Annotated in this window: 9 protein-coding genes and 4 tRNA genes; 4 read left to right on the top strand and 9 right to left on the bottom strand. The window is 57.4% G+C overall.

What is annotated here, in order from left to right; all coding sequences use genetic code 11:
* Window positions 1-88: 88 nt before the first annotated feature.
* The 7 genes from L248_RS12170 to L248_RS12140 form a co-directional block, all read right to left on the bottom strand.
* The gene (locus L248_RS12170) at window positions 89-556 is read right to left on the bottom strand and encodes a DUF2798 domain-containing protein (RefSeq protein WP_022530539.1); all 468 of its coding nucleotides are present in this window, start codon (window positions 554-556) and stop codon (window positions 89-91) included.
* 239 nt (window positions 557-795) lie between these two features.
* A tRNA-Gln gene (locus L248_RS12165) sits at window positions 796-867 on the bottom strand.
* A 7-nt stretch (window positions 868-874) separates the two neighbouring features.
* Window positions 875-955: transfer RNA gene (locus L248_RS12160), tRNA-Tyr, on the bottom strand.
* An 81-nt stretch (window positions 956-1,036) separates the two neighbouring features.
* Entirely contained in the window at window positions 1,037-1,870 is an 834-nt protein-coding gene (locus L248_RS12155; RefSeq protein ID WP_022530537.1) for a metallophosphoesterase, read from the bottom strand.
* A gap of 28 nt (window positions 1,871-1,898) precedes the next feature.
* Complete coding sequence (locus tag L248_RS12150; RefSeq protein ID WP_022530536.1) at window positions 1,899-2,558, bottom strand: potassium channel family protein; 660 nt, start codon at window positions 2,556-2,558, stop codon at window positions 1,899-1,901.
* Window positions 2,559-2,576: 18 nt separating this feature from the next.
* Window positions 2,577-3,224 carry a potassium channel family protein gene (locus L248_RS12145; protein WP_022530535.1) on the bottom strand — a complete coding sequence of 216 codons (648 nt, stop codon included), beginning with the start codon at window positions 3,222-3,224 and terminating at the stop codon, window positions 2,577-2,579.
* The gene (locus L248_RS12140; RefSeq protein ID WP_052000059.1) at window positions 3,221-6,067 is read right to left on the bottom strand and encodes a cation-translocating P-type ATPase; all 2,847 of its coding nucleotides are present in this window, start codon (window positions 6,065-6,067) and stop codon (window positions 3,221-3,223) included. Before L248_RS12140 ends, L248_RS12145 begins: the two co-directional genes overlap by 4 nt.
* A 431-nt stretch (window positions 6,068-6,498) precedes the next feature.
* Here L248_RS12140 and L248_RS12135 point away from each other — a divergent pair, with 431 nt between their 5' ends.
* From L248_RS12135 to L248_RS12120, 4 genes are all read left to right on the top strand, one after another.
* The gene (locus L248_RS12135; RefSeq protein ID WP_022530532.1) at window positions 6,499-10,470 is read left to right on the top strand and encodes a lectin-like domain-containing protein; all 3,972 of its coding nucleotides are present in this window, start codon (window positions 6,499-6,501) and stop codon (window positions 10,468-10,470) included.
* 394 nt (window positions 10,471-10,864) lie between these two features.
* Window positions 10,865-14,797: a lectin-like domain-containing protein gene (locus L248_RS12130; RefSeq protein ID WP_040536705.1), complete on the top strand. Its 3,933-nt coding sequence runs from the start codon at window positions 10,865-10,867 to the stop codon at window positions 14,795-14,797.
* A gap of 416 nt (window positions 14,798-15,213) precedes the next feature.
* Entirely contained in the window at window positions 15,214-19,131 is a 3,918-nt protein-coding gene (locus tag L248_RS12125; protein WP_155828662.1) for a lectin-like domain-containing protein, read from the top strand.
* 409 nt (window positions 19,132-19,540) lie between these two features.
* Window positions 19,541-23,575, top strand: coding sequence for a lectin-like domain-containing protein (locus L248_RS12120; RefSeq protein ID WP_040536701.1), 4,035 nt, complete (start codon window positions 19,541-19,543; stop codon window positions 23,573-23,575).
* 342 nt (window positions 23,576-23,917) lie between these two features.
* On the opposite strand, the gene L248_RS12115 is transcribed toward L248_RS12120, so the two are convergent.
* Both L248_RS12115 and L248_RS12110 read right to left on the bottom strand, forming a co-directional pair.
* Window positions 23,918-23,990: transfer RNA gene (locus L248_RS12115), tRNA-Thr, on the bottom strand.
* A 20-nt stretch (window positions 23,991-24,010) separates the two neighbouring features.
* A tRNA-Glu gene (locus tag L248_RS12110) sits at window positions 24,011-24,082 on the bottom strand.
* Window positions 24,083-24,113: the final 31 nt, after the last annotated feature.

The raw sequence follows: 24,113 nt of genomic DNA, 5'->3' as shown, positions 1-24,113 counted from the left end.
CGGCTCCGCACTAGCTTCGCGTCGCCGGCCCCCTGGCGGAGGGCCCAAATCGCCGGGCCTCGCGAAACGCTCTTACTTACCAGAAAGTTCAGGCCACCGGCAGTGGGAAGAATCGCCGCTGCACATAGAATGCGACCGGCTTGACCAGCAGCCCGCGTACGAAGAAGGCAATGACGAGGCTGCGCAGCCAGACCCAGAGCAGTGCCGTGAAGCCGATGTGGGCGAAGGCGCCGCCGATGAGGAGGCCGAAGGTGGACATGGTGACACACATGATCAGCAACATCACCCGGCTGGTGACCCCTTTGCTCCGCCGCTGCACTTCCGTCGGATCATTCACGTGGCGCGTGGCGCGGTGGATGAACCACTGGGTGACATGGTAGGCGACGAACCAGTTATACAAGAACGCCACCACGACAGTGGGAATCCACCACACCAGCCAGCTCCGCCAAGTCACCGCATTCCACCCCGTCGCCAGCACATTCCCAATCAAACTCATAATCGACGCCATCCCAAAAACAATCACGACCGTGACCACAAAACGCTGTTTCCGCGGCATCCCAAACACCTCTCAAACATTTTTGGTCAGTATACCCCCAATCTTCACCAAGTCAACAAATCAACCCGCTCTATCGTCAAACACCCAGTCATCCGCCACTCATCAACGTCTCTCACGCCTCTTTTGACCCAGCACTTCCGCCCTGCAGAGCCCGGATCCCTCATTCTCGCAGAATGCTGCGGTTCGCTGAGTGCAAAAAAATCCCCGGCGCACTTTGCCGGGGATTTTTTTGTGCTCAGTTGGGATAGCTGGATTCGAACCAGCGCATGACAGGATCAAAACCTGTTGCCTTACCGCTTGGCTATATCCCAATGATAATGGAGGAGAAAGGATTCGAACCTTTGAACCCGAAGGAGCGGATTTACAGTCCGCCGCGTTTAGCCTCTTCGCTACTCCTCCATTTTCGCTGGTGCTGCTGTCGCAATTCACCAACGAAAAATATCATACCGAAAAATCAGTCAGGACGCAAGGGGCGCAGCCTTATTTTTCTGGAATGTCGCGCACCATTAAGGTGTGTTTCCATTCGGTCAGAAAATCATGGCTCTGCCACTCCCAGGCTCGCTTCAACCCATAACCCAACGGCGTGTGCAGGTACCGCTGGCCGTCAACGAGCAGCGGCGGGTCCCGGTGGTGCAGGTGGCCGAAGACGACCGTGTCCACCGCCGGTGTGGCCGCCAACAGGTCGCCCAGACGGCGGCTGCCCATCAACGCCGTGGCCATGTTCCAATACGGCCGGTCGCCCGCGTAAATGAGAAAGTCTCGCCGGGGAACAAAGTGGTCCACGAACAGGATCCGGCCGCCAGCAGTTGCGGCCTGGGCCAAATCACTGCGGACTTGGTCCAGCACGCGGTCCATTCGTTCCTGATCACTCAGCGGTGAATCAATGGCCGAGTCGATCCAGAAGGCTTTCTTCCAGCGGGTATACTCGTCGGCCGTCTTATCTTGGCCGAGCGGCGCCAGGGTGTAATCGTACCACCCGTTGTTGCCGACCAGGGCATAACTGGTACCCGGCAGGGTGACGACGCGGTGGTGCAGGTAGGCGGGGTGCTGGAAGGATTCCAGTTCCCCATAAGTGACGCCGCTGACCATGTCGTGGTTGCCGGCAATGAAGTACAGTTTCACCGCCGTCCCCAGAAACGACTGGAAATCATCGACGAATTGAACCGTTTTTTGAAAGTCATTGTACTGGTCCCCGCCCAAGACGTACACACTGATACCGTGCTGCTGGAAATAATCAGCCTGGGCGGCGAAGTAGTCGCTGGCAGTCAGGTGGTTGACGTCGTAGTGCAAATCGGTACTGAAAGCGACCCGCATCGTGGTCCCCCGCCTTTCTGCCTAATACTTACCGGAAAATGGTGTTGATCTCGTCTTCGTTGACCGTCCGGGTGTAGACCAGGACAGAATCGCCCTTGGTGATCACCGTATCGGCGCCGGCAACCAGGTTGGCTTCGCCCCGACGAACGTTGATGACGACCGTGCCTTCAGGGAACTTGATGTCCCGCAGCGCCTTACCATCCGCTTGGGCGCCGTCCCCCACGGTGATTTGGACGATAGCGTTATTGCCGCGATTCAGGCGCATCAGGGTGGTCAGGTTGGTGAAGTCGATCTGGTCAGTGATCACGTTGGCAATCAGGTAGGCTTGAGAAACGCGGACGTCAACGCCCATCTCCGCGGTGAAGAGCCAGGTGTTCTTGGGGTTGTTGATGCGGGCGATGACCTTGTCCACGCCGAATTCGAACTTGGCAATGGTGGCAGTGACCAAGTTGATCTCGTCCGCTCCGGTGACTGCGGCCACGACATCGGCATCATTGATTCCTGCCTGCTCCAATACTTTAGGATCGGCCCCGTCGCCATTGACGATAACGTCCGGCGGCAGTTCGTTCTTCAGCCCCGCCAAGGGCTTTTCCCGGTTCTCGATGACGCGGACATCGCGCCCGGCATCGATGAGGATGCGGGCCACATACGACCCGACTTGGCCGCCGCCGACAATAATTGTACGCATAAGCTTTCTTCCTCCCTCTTACAGATCCAGTGTCCGCTTCACTTGTTCCAACGTGTCCCCCAGTGCCGACAGGTAGAGAATATCGCCGGCCTCCAAGGTCGTGGTGCGCGTTGGAATGAACGACTGGTTGCCGCGGGAGATGGCGACGGGCTGCACTTCAGTGACCGGGAACAGGTCCCGGATCGAGTTGCCGGCCATCATGCTGGAGACGGTAATCCGGACGATCTCCACCGGTGTGTTGCCAATGCTCATGACGTTCTCCAGATGGGAGAAAGTGAGCAGCTCCTTGGCCCGAGCAATGCCCCAGCGGGTCGTAGCAATGATCTGGATACCCAGGGCGTTATAAAGATCCACCTTGCGCTGGTCGTACAGCCGGGCAATGACCCGGGGGACCCGGTAATAGTTGCGGGCGATGCGCGCCACCAGCGCGTTGATCTCGTCGCTCTCGGTACAAGAGATGAGGCTGTCGGCCCGTTCAATCCCGGCTTTCTCCAGGTTGTCCTTATCGAACTCGATGCCGAGAATCTTGGTCCCCTTGAAATCTGCCGGCAGACGTTTGAATTTCTTCTCATCGGCACAGATGACTGTGATGGTATTGCCATCATTAGCCAGCGTCGTGGCCAGACCGGAACCCAGTCGGCCGCATCCTACAATAATGATTTTCATGCTGCTTGCTCCCCCTCTATGTTCCCTCGTTTGGCATCCCGATGCCGCAACCACGCTTTCCGCGTTTCTTCAATCGCCACCACGATGAACGGGCAGCAAACCAGGTAAATCCAGTCTGTCGGCGCCAGCGGGGCGGTGTTGAATAAGCCGTGCATGAATGGGGCATACGATAGAACAGCGAATAAGCAGATCTCGAACACGATCCCGATATTCACCAGTTTGTTTTTGAAGAGTCCGGCTTTGAAGATGGACTGTTTGTTGGTCCGGCAGTTCATGGCGTTGCCGATCTGGGTAAAGATGATCGCCCCCAAGGTCATCGTAGTGGCCTGGCGGTAAATCAAGCCGGAACTGGCCAGCGGGCCCATGAAGCCGGTGTGGTTCCAGTTCGCGTAGAAGTACCCGACCATGGCCAGAATAGCCTCCAGCAGACCATACCAGAAGAACGCCTTGACGACGATCCCCTTGGTCAGCAAGCTCTCGCCATGTTTCCGCGGGGGCCGGTGCATGATGCCTTCCTCGGGTTCCTCGGTACCCAAGCCCAAGGCCGGCAGCATATCTGTGCCCAAGTCGATGGACAGGATCTGCATGACAGTCAGCGGCAGGGCAATCAGGCCCTTAGAGAATAGGAAGAAAGCCGACGGCACCCCTTCAGACATGTTGGAGTTGAAAATGTAGACCAGGAACTTCCGAATATTATCGAAGACCGCCCGGCCCTCTTCAACGGCATGGACGATCGACGCAAAGTTGTCGTCGGTGAGGATCATGTCAGCGGCTTCCTTGGCTACGTCGGTACCGGTAATGCCCATGGCCACACCAATATCGGCTTTCTTCAAGGCCGGGGCATCGTTCACGCCGTCGCCGGTCACGGCCACGACTTTACCCATTTCCTGCAGATTGGTGACGACCCGATACTTCTGTTCCGGGGCCACCCGGGCGAAGATGACTTCGTCAGATAGGGCTTTTTTCAAATCATCGTCAGACATCTTCCCCAGCTCAAAGCCGGTGACGACGCGGGGGTTGTCCCCCTTGACGATGCCGATCCGCTTAGCAATACTCTCGGCGGTCAAGCCGTAGTCACCGGTGATCATGATAATGCGGATGTTGGCTTCGTTACACTTCTCCACCGCGGCAGCGACTTCCACCCGGGGCGGATCGGCCATGACGACCAGACCCAAGAAGACCATGTCCTGCTCGATCAGCTCGGGCGTGTACTTGGTCATGGACTTGGGCAGACTGTCGTTGTGGTCCAGCGGCCGGTAGGCGACGGCCAAGACCCGCAGACCGCTGCGCGCATACTGGTCATTGGCAGCCATGATGTTCTTGCGGTCTTCGTCAGTCAGCGGCCGAATCTTGCCGTTTTCCCGGGTGGTGGTGCACAACTCAGACGTTTCTTTGGGCGCACCTTTAACAAAAGCAACGCGTTTGTTGCCATCGATGGCCGTCTTCAGGTTGTTGATGACCGTCATCCGCTTCCGGTTGGAATCAAACGGCAGCTCCCGCAAACGGGGATTATCCTGCAATAATTGCTTAATATCGATTTTGGCTTTTTCCGCCGCGACGCCCAGGCAGGCCTCGGTGGGATCACCCAGGACAGTGTACCGGGGATGCTCATCGTCAGGCGGGAGGATCCGGGCGTTCGAGCACAAAGTCGCCGCGGACAGCGTCAGTTCCAGCTCCTTGTTGTCGCGGAAGGTGACGGTTTGGTCGTCCTTCGTCACTGACCCATCCGGGGAATAGCCCTGGCCGTGCACGATGAACTCGCCCTCTGGCAGCCATACGTGGTTGACGGTCATTTCGTTCTGCGTCAGCGTCCCGGTCTTATCCGAACAGATCACCGACGTCGACCCCAGCGTTTCTACGGAATTCAACGACTTCATCAAGGCATGTTCCTTCGCCATCCGCTGTACGGCCATGGCCAAAGACAGCGTCACGGTCGGCAACAGACCTTCAGGAATGAAGGCTACGATCATCCCTAAGGAGAAGATGAAGGCGGCTGCCAGGGGCTGGCGCACGAAGAACGCCGCACCGATGAAGAAGATGACCCCGATGGTCACGGCGATGAACGAAATCTGCTGGGTGAGCTTGTCCAGCTCTTTTTCCAGCGGACTCTTTTCTTCCTTCATTCCCTGGGTCAAGTTGGCAATCTTGCCGAACTCGGTGTCCATGGCAATGGCGGAAACAACCGCCTTGCCGTTGCCGCTGGAAACCGTCGTCCCGGCGAAGATCATGTTCTTCAGTTCGAAGCGCGACAGGTCGTGGTCAACGATCTGGTCCGGGCTCTTACGCACCGGGTTGGATTCCCCGGTCAGTGCCGACTGGTTGACCTGCAGATCCGTCATCTCCAGTAAGCGGGCATCAGCGGAGATTTTGTCCCCCTCTTCCACCAGCATCACATCACCAGGGACCAGATCCACGGCGTTGACTTGCTGCTCGGTACCGTCCCGAATGACCCGGGCATACGTCGGCAGCATTTTCTTCAATGCGTCAGTGGCTTTGCTGGCCTTGCTCTCTTGGAAGAAACTGAACAAGCCGTTGATCACATTGACCAGCCAAATCGCGATCCCCAGTTCCGGGGTGCCAGAAAAGAACGCGACGGCACCGCCGATCCACAACAAAATGGCCATGGTGCTGATGAAGTTCTTGAGGAACTTCACCCACATCGGTTCGCCTTCCTTTGTTTCAATTTGGTTCTTACCGTATTGCTCCTGTCTCTGGCTCGCCTGGTCACTGGTCAGGCCCTGGGGCTTGGAGTCCAGACGATCAAAGACCTCGCCAGGAGTCAAGAAAGCGAGATCATCCTGTTTCGCTTTTGGCTCCGTTGACGCACTCGATTGTTCCGGCACGAGACATCCACCTTTCAAAAAAGACTACATCGTCAGTGTAGCACATTCCCCCACCCCCGCGGATGAGAAAACAATCCACTCAATCGCCAAAAAAACACCGGTGGCCCGGGAATGTACAGCTTTGCCGAAGTGTCCCAACCCGGGCGGCGACAGGGACCCATGACGCAGTTTGCTCATGCGGCATATATATCAGCTGTTCACTGGCGCCTGATTCATCATCTTGGACTGATGAATAAAAGCCAACAAAACAGTTTATAAAAAGTGGGAATACTAATTTATATATTTCCCACATATTCAAATCGAGCAATTTTTAATTAAAAAACATGAATATGTCATCCGTTGAAACGGTGATAAATTGAGACTGCCGGGACGGTATTGTGCCGTTACCATGGGCTTCTGGGGATCACAACGCTAGTCAATTGGGGGGATTCATGATGCATCATCACCATTGGGGAAAGTATCTGGTTATTTTTGCCGCGCTATTGTTTGCGGCGGCCTTCGGGGCGCGTATCCCCCCGACCGTGGCCGCAGCGGCGGACAACGTCATCGTGACCACGCCGGATGATACGCAAAACTTTTGGAACGCCTTTGGTACCGCCAACGTCAATATGGATGAAGACGGCAAGTGGGCCAGCGTGCTGCTGACTCAAAACTGGAAAAACCAGGCCGGGGCCATTACGCTGAATAACCGCTTAGATCTGTCGCAGCCATTCAATATTGAATTTGGGGCCAACTTTGGGTATCGACCGTCCGTGGGGGTCAATGTGGGTGATGGCATCTCTTTCGCCCTGTATCCTGGACAATTGGGGGCCATCGGCATGTTTGGCGGTAATTTAGGGGTTGGCGCCATTCCGTTTGCCGTGGGCTTCAAAATGGATCCGTATCTGAATACTTGGAATGACAACGGCAACAGCAGCACCACTTATGCCGACCTGGCCAGCCGTTTGGGGGTCACCTTGCCCAGCAACATTGATCCGCTCACCGATACCGTCAAGCTGACGGAATTATTTCGGAATGCTAACCCGTTGGGCAATGTTGTCTACGGCCCGACCGACGATCAGATTTACTATCGCGAACCGGCGAACAAAATTGCTGTTCCTTACGGCGCATTTATCCAAACAAGCCGCCAGGGCCGCATCGAGATCCCCCAGATCGCGCCTGGCCAATCTTCCGTAAGTGATCCCGGCTTTTATGGCGGCAGCATCTACACACCGCCAATGCCATTCAGCTACAATTACGTTCTCGATGCCAAATGGCACGGCATGAAAATCGATTACACCGTGTCGTCTGACGGAAAAACCGGCACGCTGGCCATTCGCCTGTACTCGACCTATCACAGCAATCGGGTCTATAACGAAGCGAGCTTCTACGACGATCGCAATGGCGAACTGTTGCAAAAATGGACCCGCACCATCGAAATCACCAAGGTTAACAGTATGACAGGCCAAGAGCCCTATTTTGCGATGAATATTGCCGCATCAACGGGTCAGTTCTTCCTTACCCAACAAATCAAAAATCTGTATGCCAGTTATACGCCAGAGCCGGGTTCTGTCACCTCGCGGTACGTTGATGAAAACGGGAAAAGTATCGCCGCTGCAGTCAATAAGAGCGGTGCCAAGCAGTTGGGTGACGAGTTCACCATCCCCGTTCTTGGCACGATTCACGGCCAAGTGGTCGACCCGAACATCAATCCCAACACTGCCAAACCCGTGCCCGAAGACGTTACATACGTATACGACTACACGACTTATGAAGGCTTCAACCAAGGGACGAACGCCAAAGTGATCCAGCGGATCTTGCCTGTTGCCACGGCGCCGGGAACGCTGCCGCCAGAAGGGGCCCTGGTCGGCAGTGCGGATTACACCTACCACGCCACGTTCAAAGCGCCCTACCAAAGCATTGTGACCCACTACAAACGTGTCCAATCTCAGCCGACCATTGCCACTGGCATCTCAGTGCAAGGGAAAGATACGGAACAGACACCGGTGGGCACGAGCGGTCACGATTTTCTCAATAAGGTCACGCTGGGGAACAACACCAAAATGAACTACACATTCAAAGTGACCGTCCCCGCCACTGGCCCAAATCCTTGGAAGGGCGTCACCCTTACCGTGAAAGTCCCCCAAGGCTTCACAGTGAGTCCCACCGGGGTCACTGCCGCCGCCCTGTCCGGGACGACTGCCACCAGTGCTACCCCCACCATCACTCGGAGCAGTGACCCGAGCAGCCAGGCCGCCGTGATCACCATCTCCGGAGTCAATCTCACCGGACTGTTGAAAGATGCCGGCGGCACAGTGCAGCCGAACACACTGCTGGTCACGCTGCCGCTGACGGCGACAGGCGCGACGACCGGTACCATCCGGGCCACGCTGGACGACACCTACCTCATGGACTACACGAGCCCTGCAGAGACGGATGCCCAGAAAAAGACCAATTACTACACCGGTTACCCCGTCACCTACACCAACGCCATCAACGAAGTCGAGCCGGATATCGTCTCCAACGTCTGGATCCCGTTGAGCGACCGGGCCGCAGAAAAGCACGACTTCACTGCCGCGGACCTGCACATGCCGGTCGGCGTCGTCCTCAACGCCGCCGGCAGCATCGCCTATTTCCCCGTTAATGATACGCCGCCGGCCCACACCGTCCGCCTCACCGCGCAGGATATTACGCCGGCAGCCGTTACCGGGTCCGCCAATCTGCTCGGCGGGTTCACCCTCACCGATTCGGGCATCAAGAAGCTGCGGGCCAACGACTACGTGCAGGCGGCCTTCCAGTTCACCGGCACCAACGGCACGAAGACCACCCAGTGGCAAGTGGACTACAACTTATATGAACCGCTGACCACCTGGATGCCCGACACCGGTCTCCAGCAGCTGGTCCGCACCGCCTTTGCCCAGCCGGTAACGATCGATGCGAACTTCATCAGCGGCGGCACAGCGATTGCGAACACACTGCCAGCACATCCCGCTGATCAGTATCCGGGGGATGAGTTAAGAAAATCGGACATGTCTGCGCTGCGGGCCCTCACAAACGCCGCACCAACGATCGGTCATCCCCACGATACCGCCGGCACCACAACTTGGAACTTGCGCAACGACCCCACCGGTTTGGAATACGCTGCAAATCTCCAGGCGCTGGCCATTTATGGCGATAAACTCCTGGCCAACCCGGTGACCGCGAACCGGAAGACAGACGGAACGTTCCGGTCTTTGCTGCCGATTTTGCCGAAGAGCTTGGTCACGCTGGATCTATCGGGGTATGACCGCCGCCAGGATGTGTTTGCCTACCAACCGGCAACGCTGCCTCAAACCACACTGACTTTCCCCAAGTTGACGAACTTCAATCTTGTGGCGGACGAATTGGTACCCGCCGACCTGCAAGAACCGGCGGGAAACGGCCAGTATTCGGACATCAGTGCGTTTTACACTGCTAATCTCGACCACCTGACCCAGACGAACCTTTCTTCCTTCGATGAACCCGCCAAGCTCAGCAATCCGCAACTGGTCAATCAGTTGGCCCCCATCATGACCGCGGGCAACACGGCACTCACCATTAATCAGCACGATATGCTGATTGCGTCGGCGGTCAACGTGACCTTAACAAACACCACCGGCCAGCTGATGATGACTCTCCCGCTGACAGCCCTAAAGACAATGGATCAACAGATGATTGGCGGCGCCGGTACCAGTGCGCTGCCCACCAATCTGCCAATCACCATGACGGCATATGACTTGGCCCGCAGTGACGAACCGACCGCCAACGGCCGCTTCACCACCTTCTTCGCCGGTAACGGCAGCGTGCCGTATAGCGACTACACCGGCACGAGCGTGACCCAATCGGGATCGTTCTACATCCTGCGTACAATAGCCTACACGGCGGCCGGTGCGACGACCCACTATTCCAGTTGGACCCCCGCGGGGATTCAAGCGCTGACCGCCATGGCCGTCACGCCGGATCACTTGGACTTCGGCAAGCGGCACCTGCGCGCGGGAGACTTTGCCAATACCGGCTACGATGAAACAAGTAGTACAACACCGGAAGCGGCGGAAGGCACCCCCGTGACGATCACCGTTACCCAAGCCGGCGGCCCGGCGGCAGCTAGCGGGCAGCTGACGGCCGCCGCCTCCCCCTTCGTCAGCGGCACCAGTACAATGGCCAACTGGCATCTGCGCTTCACGGATACGGCAGAAGGGACGACGTTCACTGTGCCGGCGAATTCCACCACGAGCAACAATAACCCCATCACCCTGTCGCCCATCACTTTCCCCGCAGCAACGCCAGAGACTGGGACCAGCGCGTACCATGTCCGCCTCGTGGTGCCGGACACGACCGGTATTCAGACTGGTCAGGAGAAGTACACCGCAAACCTTGTTTACACCTATATGCCCAACACCCTGTAGTCGGTGGGAACATCAAACACCTGCGCCAATGCGCTGGTGTTTTTTGGTTTTGTGAACCAGGAACCAAAAGCCATTGGCAGTCTGGGACGGTGCCGCCAGCGCCAATATCGTCCTGTCTGCACTCATAATTGACACACCACTAACATGTCAGTTGATTACAGCAAATACGGACTTCGCCGCATTGTCATTACTGAAAATAGAGAAAGCAATGTATAAATAGTGGGAAAACTAATTTATATAATTCCCACATATTCATTACTCGTAATTTTTGTTTCAAAAACATGACTATTGGCTATGCTCAGTACATGTTAAATTGAAGGTACACGTATGGGGAAACGCCGGTATTACGGTAATGTGGGAACTTCACAAGAATCAGTCACCTGGGGGAATCAGCATGAAGACTATCAAACGGACACTGCAGATCATCATCATATTGCTGGCCATGGCCGGCAGCGGCGGCCTCACCGCAGCGCATCCGGCTGTCCAGGCTGCGCCAAATAGCCCGAGCCGTATTTACACCACGCCGGATGACACCCAGAACTTTTTCAAACCCTACGGTTATTCCACTGTCTCGTTGGATGACCAGGGGCGCTGGGCCCAGGTCAATTTGACCGATGACCAGCAATTTAAAGGCGGGGCTGTTTCCCTGAACAGCCGTGTCGATTTGTCTCAGCCATTTACGCTGAAAATGGGGATCAAGCTCGGAAAATATTCTTCTGAGATGGGTGACGGTATGTCTTTTGGTATGTACCCCGGCCAAATTGGAGCTGTGGGCATGTTCGGGGGCAACCTAGGGATGGGCGCAATCCGCAATATGATTGGCTTCAAAGTGGATGATTATGTGAACAGGGATGACAATGGCGGGGATGATCCAGCGTTGTCTGCCCTGTTAAAAGGGGTCGGCTTAACAACGATGCCTGACCTTGATCCCGTCACCCAAACGGTGCAATATGCCCAATTTTTCCAAGAAAAAAACCACGAGAGTAAGTACGTCTTTGGCTCCCTTGATACTAAGTTATATGTTGATTCCGAAATATCTGTACCATATTTCGGACTGGTGGAAACGACCAATACCGGCTACGTCTGGACCCCAGGGAACCTGCACAATAACGAGAACCCGTCAAATTATTATGGCGGTGGGATAGGAGGGTTTCGGGCGACCCCAATGCCGGATGCGTCGCTCCACGATAATCAATGGCACGGGATGACGATCGTCTATACAGTCGGCCCTGATGTCGGCACCTTTACTTTTAACCTCTACACCCAGTTCAGAAGTGATGGCGCCTATGAATCGCTCAAACCCAAGCTTACATTTACACGGACGATCAATATGGCGACGATGAAGCGCAATACCGCGGCCACATACAAAGCCGCTCCCGGGACCGATGCCCCTTATCTGGCGATGAATATCGCGGGTTCCACCGGGAAGTTTACGGCAGTTCAGCAAATCAAGAATATCTACGCCGAATACACCCCCGAACCCTACGCGGTGACGGCGCGGTTTGTTGACGAAAACGGGAAGAATCTGCAAGACACGCAAAACTTCGGCGACTTCCAGACCCAGTCGGGCCCATTTGATCTGAAGGTGCCCGAGACGCTGACCGATGCAGACGGCAACACCTACAAATTTGATTATGCTAACTACGAAAAATACACGTATACCAGCGCCACCGATCCCCGAGTCGTCAGCAAACTACCCGTGGCCACAGCCAAGCCTGCCCCCAGCGATGCTCCGAACGGCGCCGTGGTCCGGCCCGGCGACAGCGGCGATTACACCTACTACGGCCAATATCTCAAACCCTATCAGCGCATCATTAATCACTACCGGCGCGACCAATCGCAGCCCACCATCAGCACGGCCATCAGTGTGAAAGGCGTCAACACGGAACAAACTCCCGTGGGCACGAGCGGTCATGACTTTCTGAACCACGTCGCGATTGAACGAAATACCAAAATGACCTACACATTCAAAGTGACCGCACCGGCGACTGGCCCGAATCCGTGGAAAGGCGTCACCCTGACGGTGAAAGTCCCCCAAGGCTACACAGTCAGTCCCACCGCCGTCACGGCCGAGGCCCTCGCCGATACGGCCCCAACCAGCGTTTCTCCCACCATCACCCGGAGCAGCGATCCCAGTGACCACGCTTCCGTGCTCACAATCTCTGGCGTCGATCTCTCGGGGATCCTGAAGGACGCCAATGGCACGGTGCAGCCCAACACCTTGCTGGTCACGGTGCCGATCACCGCTTCAGGAGATACCACCACGGGCATCATTCGGGCGACCTTGGACGACACGTACCTGATGGATTACACCACCCCCGCTACGACCGATGCGGAGAAGAAAACCAACTACTACACCGGCTATCCGGTGACGTACACCAACGCCCTCAATGAGGCCGATCCGGGTCTGGTCACGAACGTCTGGATCCCGCTGACCGACCGGACGACAGAGAAACACGACTTCACTGCGGCTGAACTGCACATGCCCGCCGGCGTCGTCCTCAACCCTGCGGCCGGCAGCATGGCCTACCTCCCCGTGAACGACACCCCGCCGGACCACACCGTGCGCCTCACGGCCGCGGACATTGTGCCGGCGGCGGTCACCGGTTCGGCCAATCTTCTCGGCGGCTTCACGCTCACGGATTCTGGCATCCAGAAGCTGAAGGCGAACGATTATGTTAAGGCTGCCTTTCAGTTCACCGGGACCAACGGGACGAAGACCACCAAGTGGCAGGTGGACTATAACCTCTATGAGCCGCTGACGACGTGGATGCCCGATACGGGGCTGCAGCAGTTGGTACAGACCGCCTTCGCCCAGCCCGTGACCATCGATCCCGACTTCATCAGCGGCGGCACACCCGTAACGAATACCCGCTTGACCCACCCCACTGATCATTATCCCAACGGCGAGTTGAGAAAGTCGGACATGAGCGGCTTAAAAGCCCTGACCAACGCGGCGCCAACGATTGGCCATCCCCAAAATACCACGGGTACGACAGCTTGGAACCTGCGCAACGATCCCACCGGCCTAGAATACGCCACAACGCTTCAAGCCTTGGCCATTTATGGCGAAAAACTGCTGGCGAACACGACCGTGACCCACCCGCAGACGAATGGGACATTTCGTTCTCTGCTGCCGGTGCTGCCCAAGAGTCTCGTGACCCTGGATCTGTCCGGGTACGACCGCAGTCAGGACGTCTTCGCTCATCAGGCGGCGGCGCTGGCTGACACCACGGTGACTTTCTCCAATTTGGCGAACTTTAATCTGGTGGCGAATGAATTGGTATCGGCCGACCTGCAAACCACCGATGCCCAAGGCCGGTACTCCGACGTGGCCCAATTTTACGTGCAGAACGTGCCCAACGGCGCGTTTAAGCAGACGAACCTGTCTTCCTTGGCTGAACCAGGCAAACTGACCAATCAGAAAAACGTGAACAAGCTCGGCCCCGTCGTGACTGACAGCCATCGCGGCGTGATCATCAACCAGAAAAACATGCTGATTGCACCGGCACTGGACATTCCCTTGACCAACACCGCTGGGCAGTTAGAAATGACCCTGCCCGTGACGAATTTAAAGAAGCTCGCTCAGCAATCCTTCGGTCAGGCTAGTCAGCCGACCCTGCCGGCGGGCAATGATCCCAACCTGAACGCCTACGATCTGGCCCACAGCGATGCCGGCGGCGGCAATGCCCACTTTACCACTTTCTTCACAGGAGACGGTACGGTACCGTATACCGACTATACGGTCAACACCCATACGAATTCCGGCACCTTCTATATCCAGCGGGCGCTAACCTTTACGGCCGCGGGGGCAACCACCAACTATTCCAGCTGGACCCCCGCGACGTTTCAATCCTTGACCGCCATGACTGTCACGCCGGATAACTTGGACTTCGGTACACGGCTGCTGCGGGCCGGTGACTTCGCTAATACCGGTTACGATGAAACCAGCCATACGACACCGGAGGCGGCGGAAGGCACCCCCGTGACGATCACCGTCACCAAATCCGGCGGCCCGACGGCGGCCAGCGGTCAGCTCACGGCTGCAGCCTCTCCCTTCGTCGGCGGGACCAGCACGCTGGCCACCTGGCACCTGCGCTTCACGGACACTGCGGCCGGCACCGCCTACAGCGTGCCCGCGAACTCCACAGCAGGCAACAACAATCCCACGACGCTCTCCCCCATCACCTTCCCCACCGCCACACCCGCGACCGGTACCAGCGCGTACCATGTGCGTTTGGTCGTACCGGACACCACCGGTATTCTGACAGGGAAAGAACAGTATACAGCGAACCTCGTTTACACCTACATGCCGAATACGCTGTAAGTTGGCAGAAAAGGAACACACCAGGAAGTTTGTCTGGTGTGTTTTTTTCATGGGCTGAACAATACCAGACAATGGACAATGTTTCCCATCTGCAAAGCTGCAACGTCCCCCGCGGTCAAACCATCACGGTCCGTTTCTCATCGCTTCCATGGCAACCGTATGATGACAATATCACACAGTATCATGGAGCCAGGCGATTCAATAAGCGACGTTATCTAAAGAATGATGATGACAAGGTGGGAATTCTCATCCGCGTATACCCACCGACATCCACAAACGACAAATATTGCTTGGCAAAATTGAAATTTACTTTCCCACTCACCCATGATAGGTTGAATTCGTAGTACCAAAGTAACGCCGGAAACCGGATTGGTGGGGCCGATCACAGGACGGTGAACATCCTGGAGGGACCAATCATGAACATGAGGCACTTTGCAGCACGCATCATGGCACTGGTTTTACTTAGCAGCACTGCCGCCTTGGGGATGAGGCTGGCAGCACCCGTCCGGGCCGCCAATGACAGTGTCATCGTGACGACCCCGGACGATACTCAGAACTTTTGGAATGCCTTCGGAACGGCTAATGTCGCCAAGGACGACAACGGTAAATGGGCCAGCGTGACGCTGACCCCGGCAGCAGAGAGGAAAGCCGGGGCCATCACACTGAACAACCGGATGGATCTTACCCGGCCCTTCACCTTGGCGTTTGCGGCGAATTTTGGGACCCAATCGCAGTATGGGGACACGGTGGCGGGAGATGGGATCTCGTTTGGCCTCTATCCTGGTCAGCTCGGAGCGATTGGGATGTTTGGCGGCAACTTAGGCGTCGGTGCGATCCCGGATTTGCTGGGGTTTAAAGTCGACCCATACCTGAACGATGACATCAACTTTGGCGCCGACGCCACATACAACGATCTGGCGCAAGCCTTGCACATCACCGTGCCGTCCACGCTCAATCCCCTGACCAACACCGTCGCCTTTGCCAAGCTCTTTCGGGATGCCAACAGCACGGGCGATGTCATTTTTGGGTCCACTGATAAGGCCCGTGTCCCGTATGGGGCGTTCATTCAAACGACGTCCCAGGGTTGGATCGCCATACCCCGGGCGGGCGGCGACGGCGGCTTTTACGGCGGCCGCATCGACACCCCGCCCACGCACATCGACTATTCCTACCTCAATGATGGTCAATGGCACGGGATGCAGATCAACTACACCGTTTCTGCCGACGGCCAGACGGGGACACTGACGATCAAAATTTACCGTGTCTACCGCGCCAACGGGCAATACAACGATGCCCCGTACATGGAATACCAGCCGCGTTCGGGTGACTTGCTGGGGCAGTGGGTGCGGACCGTGAGCATCCCGACGATGACTGGCCACACCGCGAAGAAGCCGTACTTTGCCATGAACATCGCCGCCTCAACGGGGTCCGCCTTTCTCAAACAACAAATCAAGAACCTGTATGCCAGTTACACCCCAGAACCCGGCTCCATGACGTCCCGGTTCGTGGACGAGAACGGGAAGAGCATCCGGGCCGCCGAGAACGTGCATGATCCGGACCACGTGGGAGACGCCGCCCAGTTGGTGATTCCCGGAACGATTCAAGAAACCGCAGCCGACGGGAAGAATACCGCCTACACGTATGATTACACCACTTACCAAGCATTCAGTACCGGTACCAGCGGGGACCAGAAAGTGGTCACCCGCCTGACGCCGACTGCAGCGGTGCCGGGACAGCCCACCGCAACGGGGACAATCGTATCCCCCACCGCCGGCGGCACCGATTATACCTATCACGGCCAATACAAGACCGCCTATCAGCAGATCGTCACCCACTATCGCCGGGTCGCGACCCGGCCGGTCATCACCAGTACCTTGGCCGGCCAGGCCCATACCAGTGAGAAAAGCGCGTCGTTCCTGGACAAGCTGTCCGTCCAAGCGGGTGTGCCGCTGACGTATACCTATCAAGTGCAAAGTCCGGCCACTGGTCCCAATCCGTGGAACGGGACGCACCTCACACTGACCCTCCCGGCCGGATTCGCCATCGCCGCCGATCAGCCCGTCAAGGCCCAGTTCCTCTCGGGGAGCACCGTCTTGACCGGCAGCCAGCCCGCCATTGAGACCGGCACCACCGCCAGCGGGACTACCACTCTCACGGTGGGCGGCCCCGGCGGCAGCGATCTCTTCGGCCAGTCCGCGGACAGCAACGGCACGGCACAAGCCACCGGGCTATTGGTGACCGTCAGCCTCGTGCCGGCCCACGATAATGCCAGCGGGACGATCACCGCTGCTCTCAGTGACAGTTATCTGGGCGACTACACAACGCCCGCCCCGCCGGCGGCCACCAGCTACTACACGGAGTATCCGGTCACGATCAAACACGCCATCAACGAGACAGAACCCACCCTGGCCGCGCAGTGGATCGCGTTGACTCACCGCCCGCAAGCCAATACCATGGGCGAAAGCCACGACTTCACAGCGGCTGAATTACACAAGCCGGACGGCGTCCTCATCGATCCCGCTCGCACGACCCTCTATCCAGTGACCACGGCACCGCCGGCCCATCAGGCCCGCCTCACCGCCGCCGACATTGTCTCTGCCGCGGACACCCCACTGGGCGGCTTTCACCTCACCGCCAGCGGTGTCCAGAAGTTGAAGGCCAACGATGACGTGCAGGCCGCCTTCCAATTCACCGGCACCACCGATGGCGCCACAACGACGTCCTGGATCGTTAATTACACCCTGTACGAACCGCAGACGACCTGGATGCCGGACAGCGGCCTGCGCACCCTGGTGGCCAACGCTTTTGCCGCCCCCGCCGTCGTCATCGACCCTGATTTCTTCACCCCTGGACAGCCCATCACCAACACGCGCCCCACCCATGACACGGATGGTTATCCGGATGAGTTGAGAAAGTCGGACATGACCGCCCTGCACGCGCTGACCAATGCGCCCGCCGCCAGCGGCCATCCCCAAGAAAAAAAGGACACCACCCCGTGGAACCTGCGCCATGACGCCACCGGTCTGGAATATGCGACCAACCTGCAGGCCCTGGCCATCTACGGCGGCAAGCTCCTGACGGATACAGACCCGGACGCAGCGACAGCCGCCGGCACCTTCCGGACGCTGCTCCCCCTCCTGCCCAAGAGTCTGGAGACCTTGGATCTGTCGGGTTATGACCGGGGTCACGATGTCTTCCCCGCGCAGGCGTCTGCGCTGCCGGCGGCTACCCTGGCGTTTCCCCAACTCAAGAACTTCAACCTGGTCGCAGATGAGTTAACGGCGGCGGATCTCGCCGCGGATGACGGCCATGGCCGCTTTTCGGACATCGGCGGCGTCTACCGACAGAATCTGCCCGCTGGCCGGTTGGTTCAGACGAACCTTTCTTCCCTGGATGAACCGGACCGCTTGCAGAATAAGAAAAACGTCAACGCCATCGGTCCCATCGTGACGGATGCCAACACCGCGCTGGTCATTCATCAAAAGAACATGCTGCTGGCGCCGGCGGTGGATGTGCCGCTGAGTGCTGAGGAGAAGCGGCTGGTCATGACGGTCCCGGTCAAATCGCTCCAGGATGTCACCCAAGCCGCCCTCGGTCTGGCCGGTGAACAGCCGCGTCCGGATGGCCCAAGCCTGGCGCTGGCCGCTTACGACCACGCCCGCAGCGATGTGACCAGCACGAATGCGGCGTTCCCCAACTTGGTCAAGACTGCTCAGCCAATCGCTTACGCGGATTATGCCGGTACGACGACCCGCAGCGATGACCAGTTCTACCTTCGCCGGTCCGTCACCAGCCATACTGCCGGCGCGACAACGGATTACAGCAGTTGGACCCCGGCCCAAATCAGCGGGTTTAGCGCGCTCACTGTGACCCCCACGGACCTGGACTTCGGCCGCCGGTGGCTGCGGGCCGGCAGTTTCCCGAACGATGGGGTTGATGAGACCCGGGGGAAGCACAGCGATGGTCCCGCCGCTACGGATACGCCAGTGACAGTCACCGTCACCCGAGCCGGCCGGCAGAGCGGATCTGGCGGCGACGTGACCCTGGCCGCTTCGCCGTTCACCAGCCGCGATGGGACCAGCACGATTCTCTCTTGGCATTTGCTGTTCACGGCCATGCTCACCGGCGAAACCTATACCGTACCGGCAAACACGACCGGCGCCAACAATGGGGCGACCCGACTGGGGCGAACGACCTTCTCCGCAGAGAATCCAGCTGAATCGTCTCGGCAATATCACGTGCGGCTGGTGATTCCCGACACCACAGGCATCCAGACCGGTAACGATGGCTACAGTGCTGCATTGACGTACACGTACGCGCCGGATACGATTTGAAACCACGAGCGCCCCGTAATCGATTGCGGGGCGCTTTTTTCTCGACCTCGGGGCCGACTATTGTCTCACTCAACGGGAGAAAAAGACGATTGGCAGTTATCTGACCATATCATGAAGAAGTATTCGCATGATGTTATATTGACAGACTGGCAGTTTTGTCAATCATTAAGTCATATTGGTATATTTACGAAATGGGTGAATGGCACGGCGCACTATCGCGAAATTGAGCTAAAGTCACTATTTGCAAATAGCTGATATAAAAGATGGTTCCGTTCATAATTGGTCTAATGTATACTATTGTTTGCAAGAATATGCCCAAATGCTTCTGCCATCGGGGATGGCTTATGGACAGTATAGGATTTTAGACACCTGTCCATATTGTTTTTTTTGCTACTATGGGGGAATGATGATGTATCGAACATTAATCCGGCGCCGTGTTTTGGCGGTGTTACTGCTGATTTTCTGCCTCATCTGGGTCGGCCGGCAAACTCACCGCGTACAGGCCGACGACCCGCCAGTCCACAAGGACGGGACGATCTACACGACCCCCGCTGATACCCAAGATTTCTTTAGTGCTTATGGCCAGGCGACCGTTGCTCGGGATCTCCAGGGCAACTGGTCCACCGTCACGCTGACGGATACCTACAACCAAGCCAGCGCCGTCACCTTAAACAACCGGGTCGATCTGACCAAGGACTTCAGCCTGAAGTATGCCATTATGTTTGGCCAAGGCACCCAGTCCGCCATCACTGGTAAACAAGTCGCTGATGGTCTCGCCTTTGGTATTTATCCAGCGCAGCTTGGTGCCGTCGGTATGTTTGGGGGCAATATGGGGTTGGCGACCCTGCCCCACGTTTTGGGTGTCAAATTCGATCCCTACATGAACGACAGCAGCAATCAGGTCTATGGCACAACAGCCCATGATCTGGCAGCCACCTTGGGACTCGACGATGATCCCTATGATCCAACGACCCAGACCGCGGACTATGCCGCCTATTTCCGAGACAAGAACGGAGAAGGCAAGGTATTCGGCACATTGGATGCAGATGTTGCTGTTGACGGGGCGTCAGGTGGGAACAAAATGCCCTTCGGCGCCCTGCTCGAAGGGTCCGACGCCGGCTGGCTGAAGATTCTCAAGTCCGGGGACACGTCCAGTTATTATGGCGGCACGGTCGCCAGTAATCCCACCAAGATGGACCCCAGCGAATTTTGGGATGGGAACTGGCACGGGATCACGGCCAACTACCGGGTATCGGGCGACACCGGCACGATCACCTTTGACGTGTACCAGGCCCAACGCAACGGCCAGTTCTACGAGGGCTTTGACGGCACGGATGCTAACGGCAATCCCACAACCGGCGAGACCCCGGCTTACAGCTGGTCCATGACCGTCAACATTCCGCAAATGCTGAAGAGTACGAACAACGCGCCCTACTTCGCTTTGAACGTTTCTGCCTCCACGGGCGGTTCCATGGCGGTCCAACAGGTGCGCGCCTTCTACGCCGATTACACGCCTGAGCCGGGGGCCTTCACTTCCCGCTTCGTCGATCAGAACGGCAATAGTATTAAGGATGCCCTCAACCAAGGCAACTTCCAGTCTGAAGGGAAGACCTTCAGCAGCGCCATTCCTTATACCATCGACAGCAAGAATGGGTCCTTCAAGGATACCGATGTCAGCTACATTTATGACTACACCACTTACGAGAAATACAACAAGCCCCAGGACAACGATATTTACAAGCTCACCGCCACCAGCACCAATCCGGCCACGCAGCCGGACAACGGTGCACTGGTCCAACCAAGCGCCCAGCAGGACTTGACCTATTACGGGACCTACGATGTTCCCTATCAGCGGATCATCAACCACTACCGCCGTGTCGCCACCCGGCCCACGATTAAGTGGACCCTGGGCGATGGCGCCAATACCACCGACGACACGACCACAGTGACCAAGCCCGGGTCGACGACCCTCACCACCCAGAAGGGCCGCAGCCTCACTTACGCTTACACCGTGAAGGCCCCGGCCACAGGGCCGAATCCCTGGACGGGGGTGCACTTGAATCTCACTGTACCAGCTGGTTTCAACGTCACCAGTACGGCCGCCGAACTGGACAGCGACGTTCCTGCCACCGACAAACACGGTACAGAATTTAAGAAATGCAGCGATGCCGCTGTCACAACAACGGCCAACGCTGACCATTCCACCACCCTCGCCATCACCAAGACCGCTGCCGGCAATGCCCTGGATTTGTACAGCACCCCGAAAGATGAAGCCATGGGCCAGTATTACGCCAACGAACTGACGGTGACCGTCACGCTGACGCCGTTCATTGCCGGGATCGATAGCGCCATCAGCGCCGACCTTTCTGACACTTACACCCGGAGTTACACCCAACCAGGTGATGCTGACGCGGCAAAGTTGACCCACTATTATACCGACTACCCGCTCACCGTCACGAGTCCGGTGCAGGTGCCCGGCGATGCCGTCAGCGATACTGACACGATTCCCATGCCCGACCGCAGCAACGAGACCCACGTGTTCACCACAAATGATCAGCTGCATATGCCAGTCAGCGGCCTCACGCTGACAAGTAACGGGATGAGCTATTGGCCCATAACGGATGCCAGCGACACCACCGTGCGGCTGACCGCGGCGGATATCACGCCCAGCGTGACCGGGACGGCCGCACTGCCCGTCGCCCAATTCTCCCTGACCGCTAGCGGCATTGCCAAACTGAAGGCCAACGACCGGGTCAAGGCCGCCTTTCTCTTCACGGGCACAGCAGCTGGTGTCTCCTACAATTGGGTCGTCGATTACACGCTGTATGAACCGCTCAGCACGTGGATGCCCGACGCCGGGCTGCGCCAGCTGGTGACGACTGCTTTCAACGACGAGACGGTAACGATCGACAGCAGTTTCACCGCCGATCCGGTGACGTACACCAACACCGTCCCTGGCGGTGGTACCATTTCCGCCAATGACGGCGCCGCTAATGTGCTGCAGAAATCGATGATGCCCGCGCTGCAAGGTCTCAGCAATCTGACCGGAACCAGCATCACGAACGGCCATCCCCACACCACCCAGGGCAGCACCGGATGGAACATCCGCCACGCCGCCACGGGACTGGAATACGCCACGAAGCTGCAAGGCATGGCGATTTATGGCGAGAAGCTCCTGAAAGATACTGATCAAAGCACTGCCGACCAGAACTTCCGGAGTTTTATGGGCCACGTTCAATCGGCCACACTCGTCACGCTTGACCTGTCCGGTTACGACCGCACCAGCGACCTGTTTTCCAAGGAGACAACAGCAGCCACGCTGACTGATTATCCGCAATTGGCTAACCTGAACTTGGTGGCCGACCAGCTCACCGGCAGCGACGTCCAGGCAGCTTATGACGACAATGGGAAGACATACCAGGATGTGGCGGCCTTTCTGCAAAAGAACCATAGCCACCTGAGTCAGATCAACTTGTCGTCCTATGCCGAACCGGCATTGAACACGAACGCCAAGAACGTCAATGACCTGGAATCGGTCGCGACACTCACTGCCAGCGATCACGCCCTGACCATCAACCAGCAGGACATGCTTATCGGCACGACCTTGCCCGTGATTACCTTGGCCCCGAACACCGCCGGGAACGGACTGAACATGGTGATTCAGGACCTGCACCACGCACTCACGCACTTCAGCATCGACGGCGCCGGCAGTGTTCTTCCCATCGACCCGTCGACTCAACCCGTCACCTTCCAGCTCTTTGACCAGGCCACCACGACCACGAGCAGTTCGAACGCTGATCTGACCAGCCTGGTCGCCGATGCCCATTTGGCGAACGGCGTCTATACTTTCCCTTATGCAGACTACCTGAAGCTGACCAAGCAGGCCAACGATACGCTTTACGCCCGGCTGAGCACCGACCTGGTCAACGGGGCCGTCACGACTCATTTCTCCCTGTGGATTCCATTCACCACCGCTACCAATTCCCACCAGTTGATCGTCACCAGTCCGAATCTATCCTTCGGGAAGCGTATCTTAACCGCTGGCAGCCACGATTACCTGAACGACGACCACGACGATACTACCGGCACCGACGACGGCACTGGCAGCGTCCCCGTAACCATTACCACCGTCCGGGGCACCCCCGCGAACAGCGACCGCGTCAGCATCTCGGCCTCCGCCTTTACCGGCGCTGACGCCACCCAGGTGACTAGCATGAGCCTCCTCTACACTGACCAGAACCGCACAGCCCCGCTTGACTACACCGTCTTGGCTGACGGCTCAGCCGGGACGCCCCAGACGTGGAATTATACCGGCGCCGAGACCGTGCACACCAACACCTACACTGTCCGCCTCCACGTACCCTCAACCGCGGGTATCTCGCCCCAGAAGTACAACGCCACGATTACGTACACGGATGATTTTGATACCACGATTGGCGGGTGAGAAAGGCGGGCGTGCAGTCTTGGCTGTTTGCCAAAGTGGCCGAGACGCTGTCTCAGCACGCTCCCCTAACGGATCCCCCTTCAGGTAATCAGGAACGCCACGACATGTTCGTTACACCGCTGTTCTCGATAGGACGGCGGTTTTTTAGTCTCGGACCATATCAGTAAGCGAATGAAGATGACGATCAGTGTCAAAATGACCGCACTGGCACCAGCCACTTGCCCCGGCACGCGCTCGCCATCGGCGCTGCTTCGCGCATTTTCAGAGAAGTAGCCAATGATTCCGCTGTACCAGCACAAAAAAAGCCGAAACGCTGAAAATTCAACGCTTCGGCTTCATCAGTGCCGACTAGCCGATTCGAACGGCTGACCCTCGGTTTACGATACCGATGCTCTACCAGCTGAGCTAAGTCGGCAAAATGTCCTCAAAGGACAATGACCCGTACGGGATTTGAACCCATGTTACCGCCGTGAAAGGGCGGTGTCTTAACCACTTGACCAACGGGCCGACTATGAAGTTTTGCGGGCTTAGCCCTGAG

Origin of the sequence: Schleiferilactobacillus shenzhenensis LY-73, from assembly GCF_000469325.1 — a bacterium.
Lineage (GTDB): Bacteria > Bacillota > Bacilli > Lactobacillales > Lactobacillaceae > Schleiferilactobacillus > Schleiferilactobacillus shenzhenensis.
The sequence above is the reverse complement of the archived record's forward strand: the minus strand, read 5'-3'. Positions and strand labels throughout refer to the sequence as shown.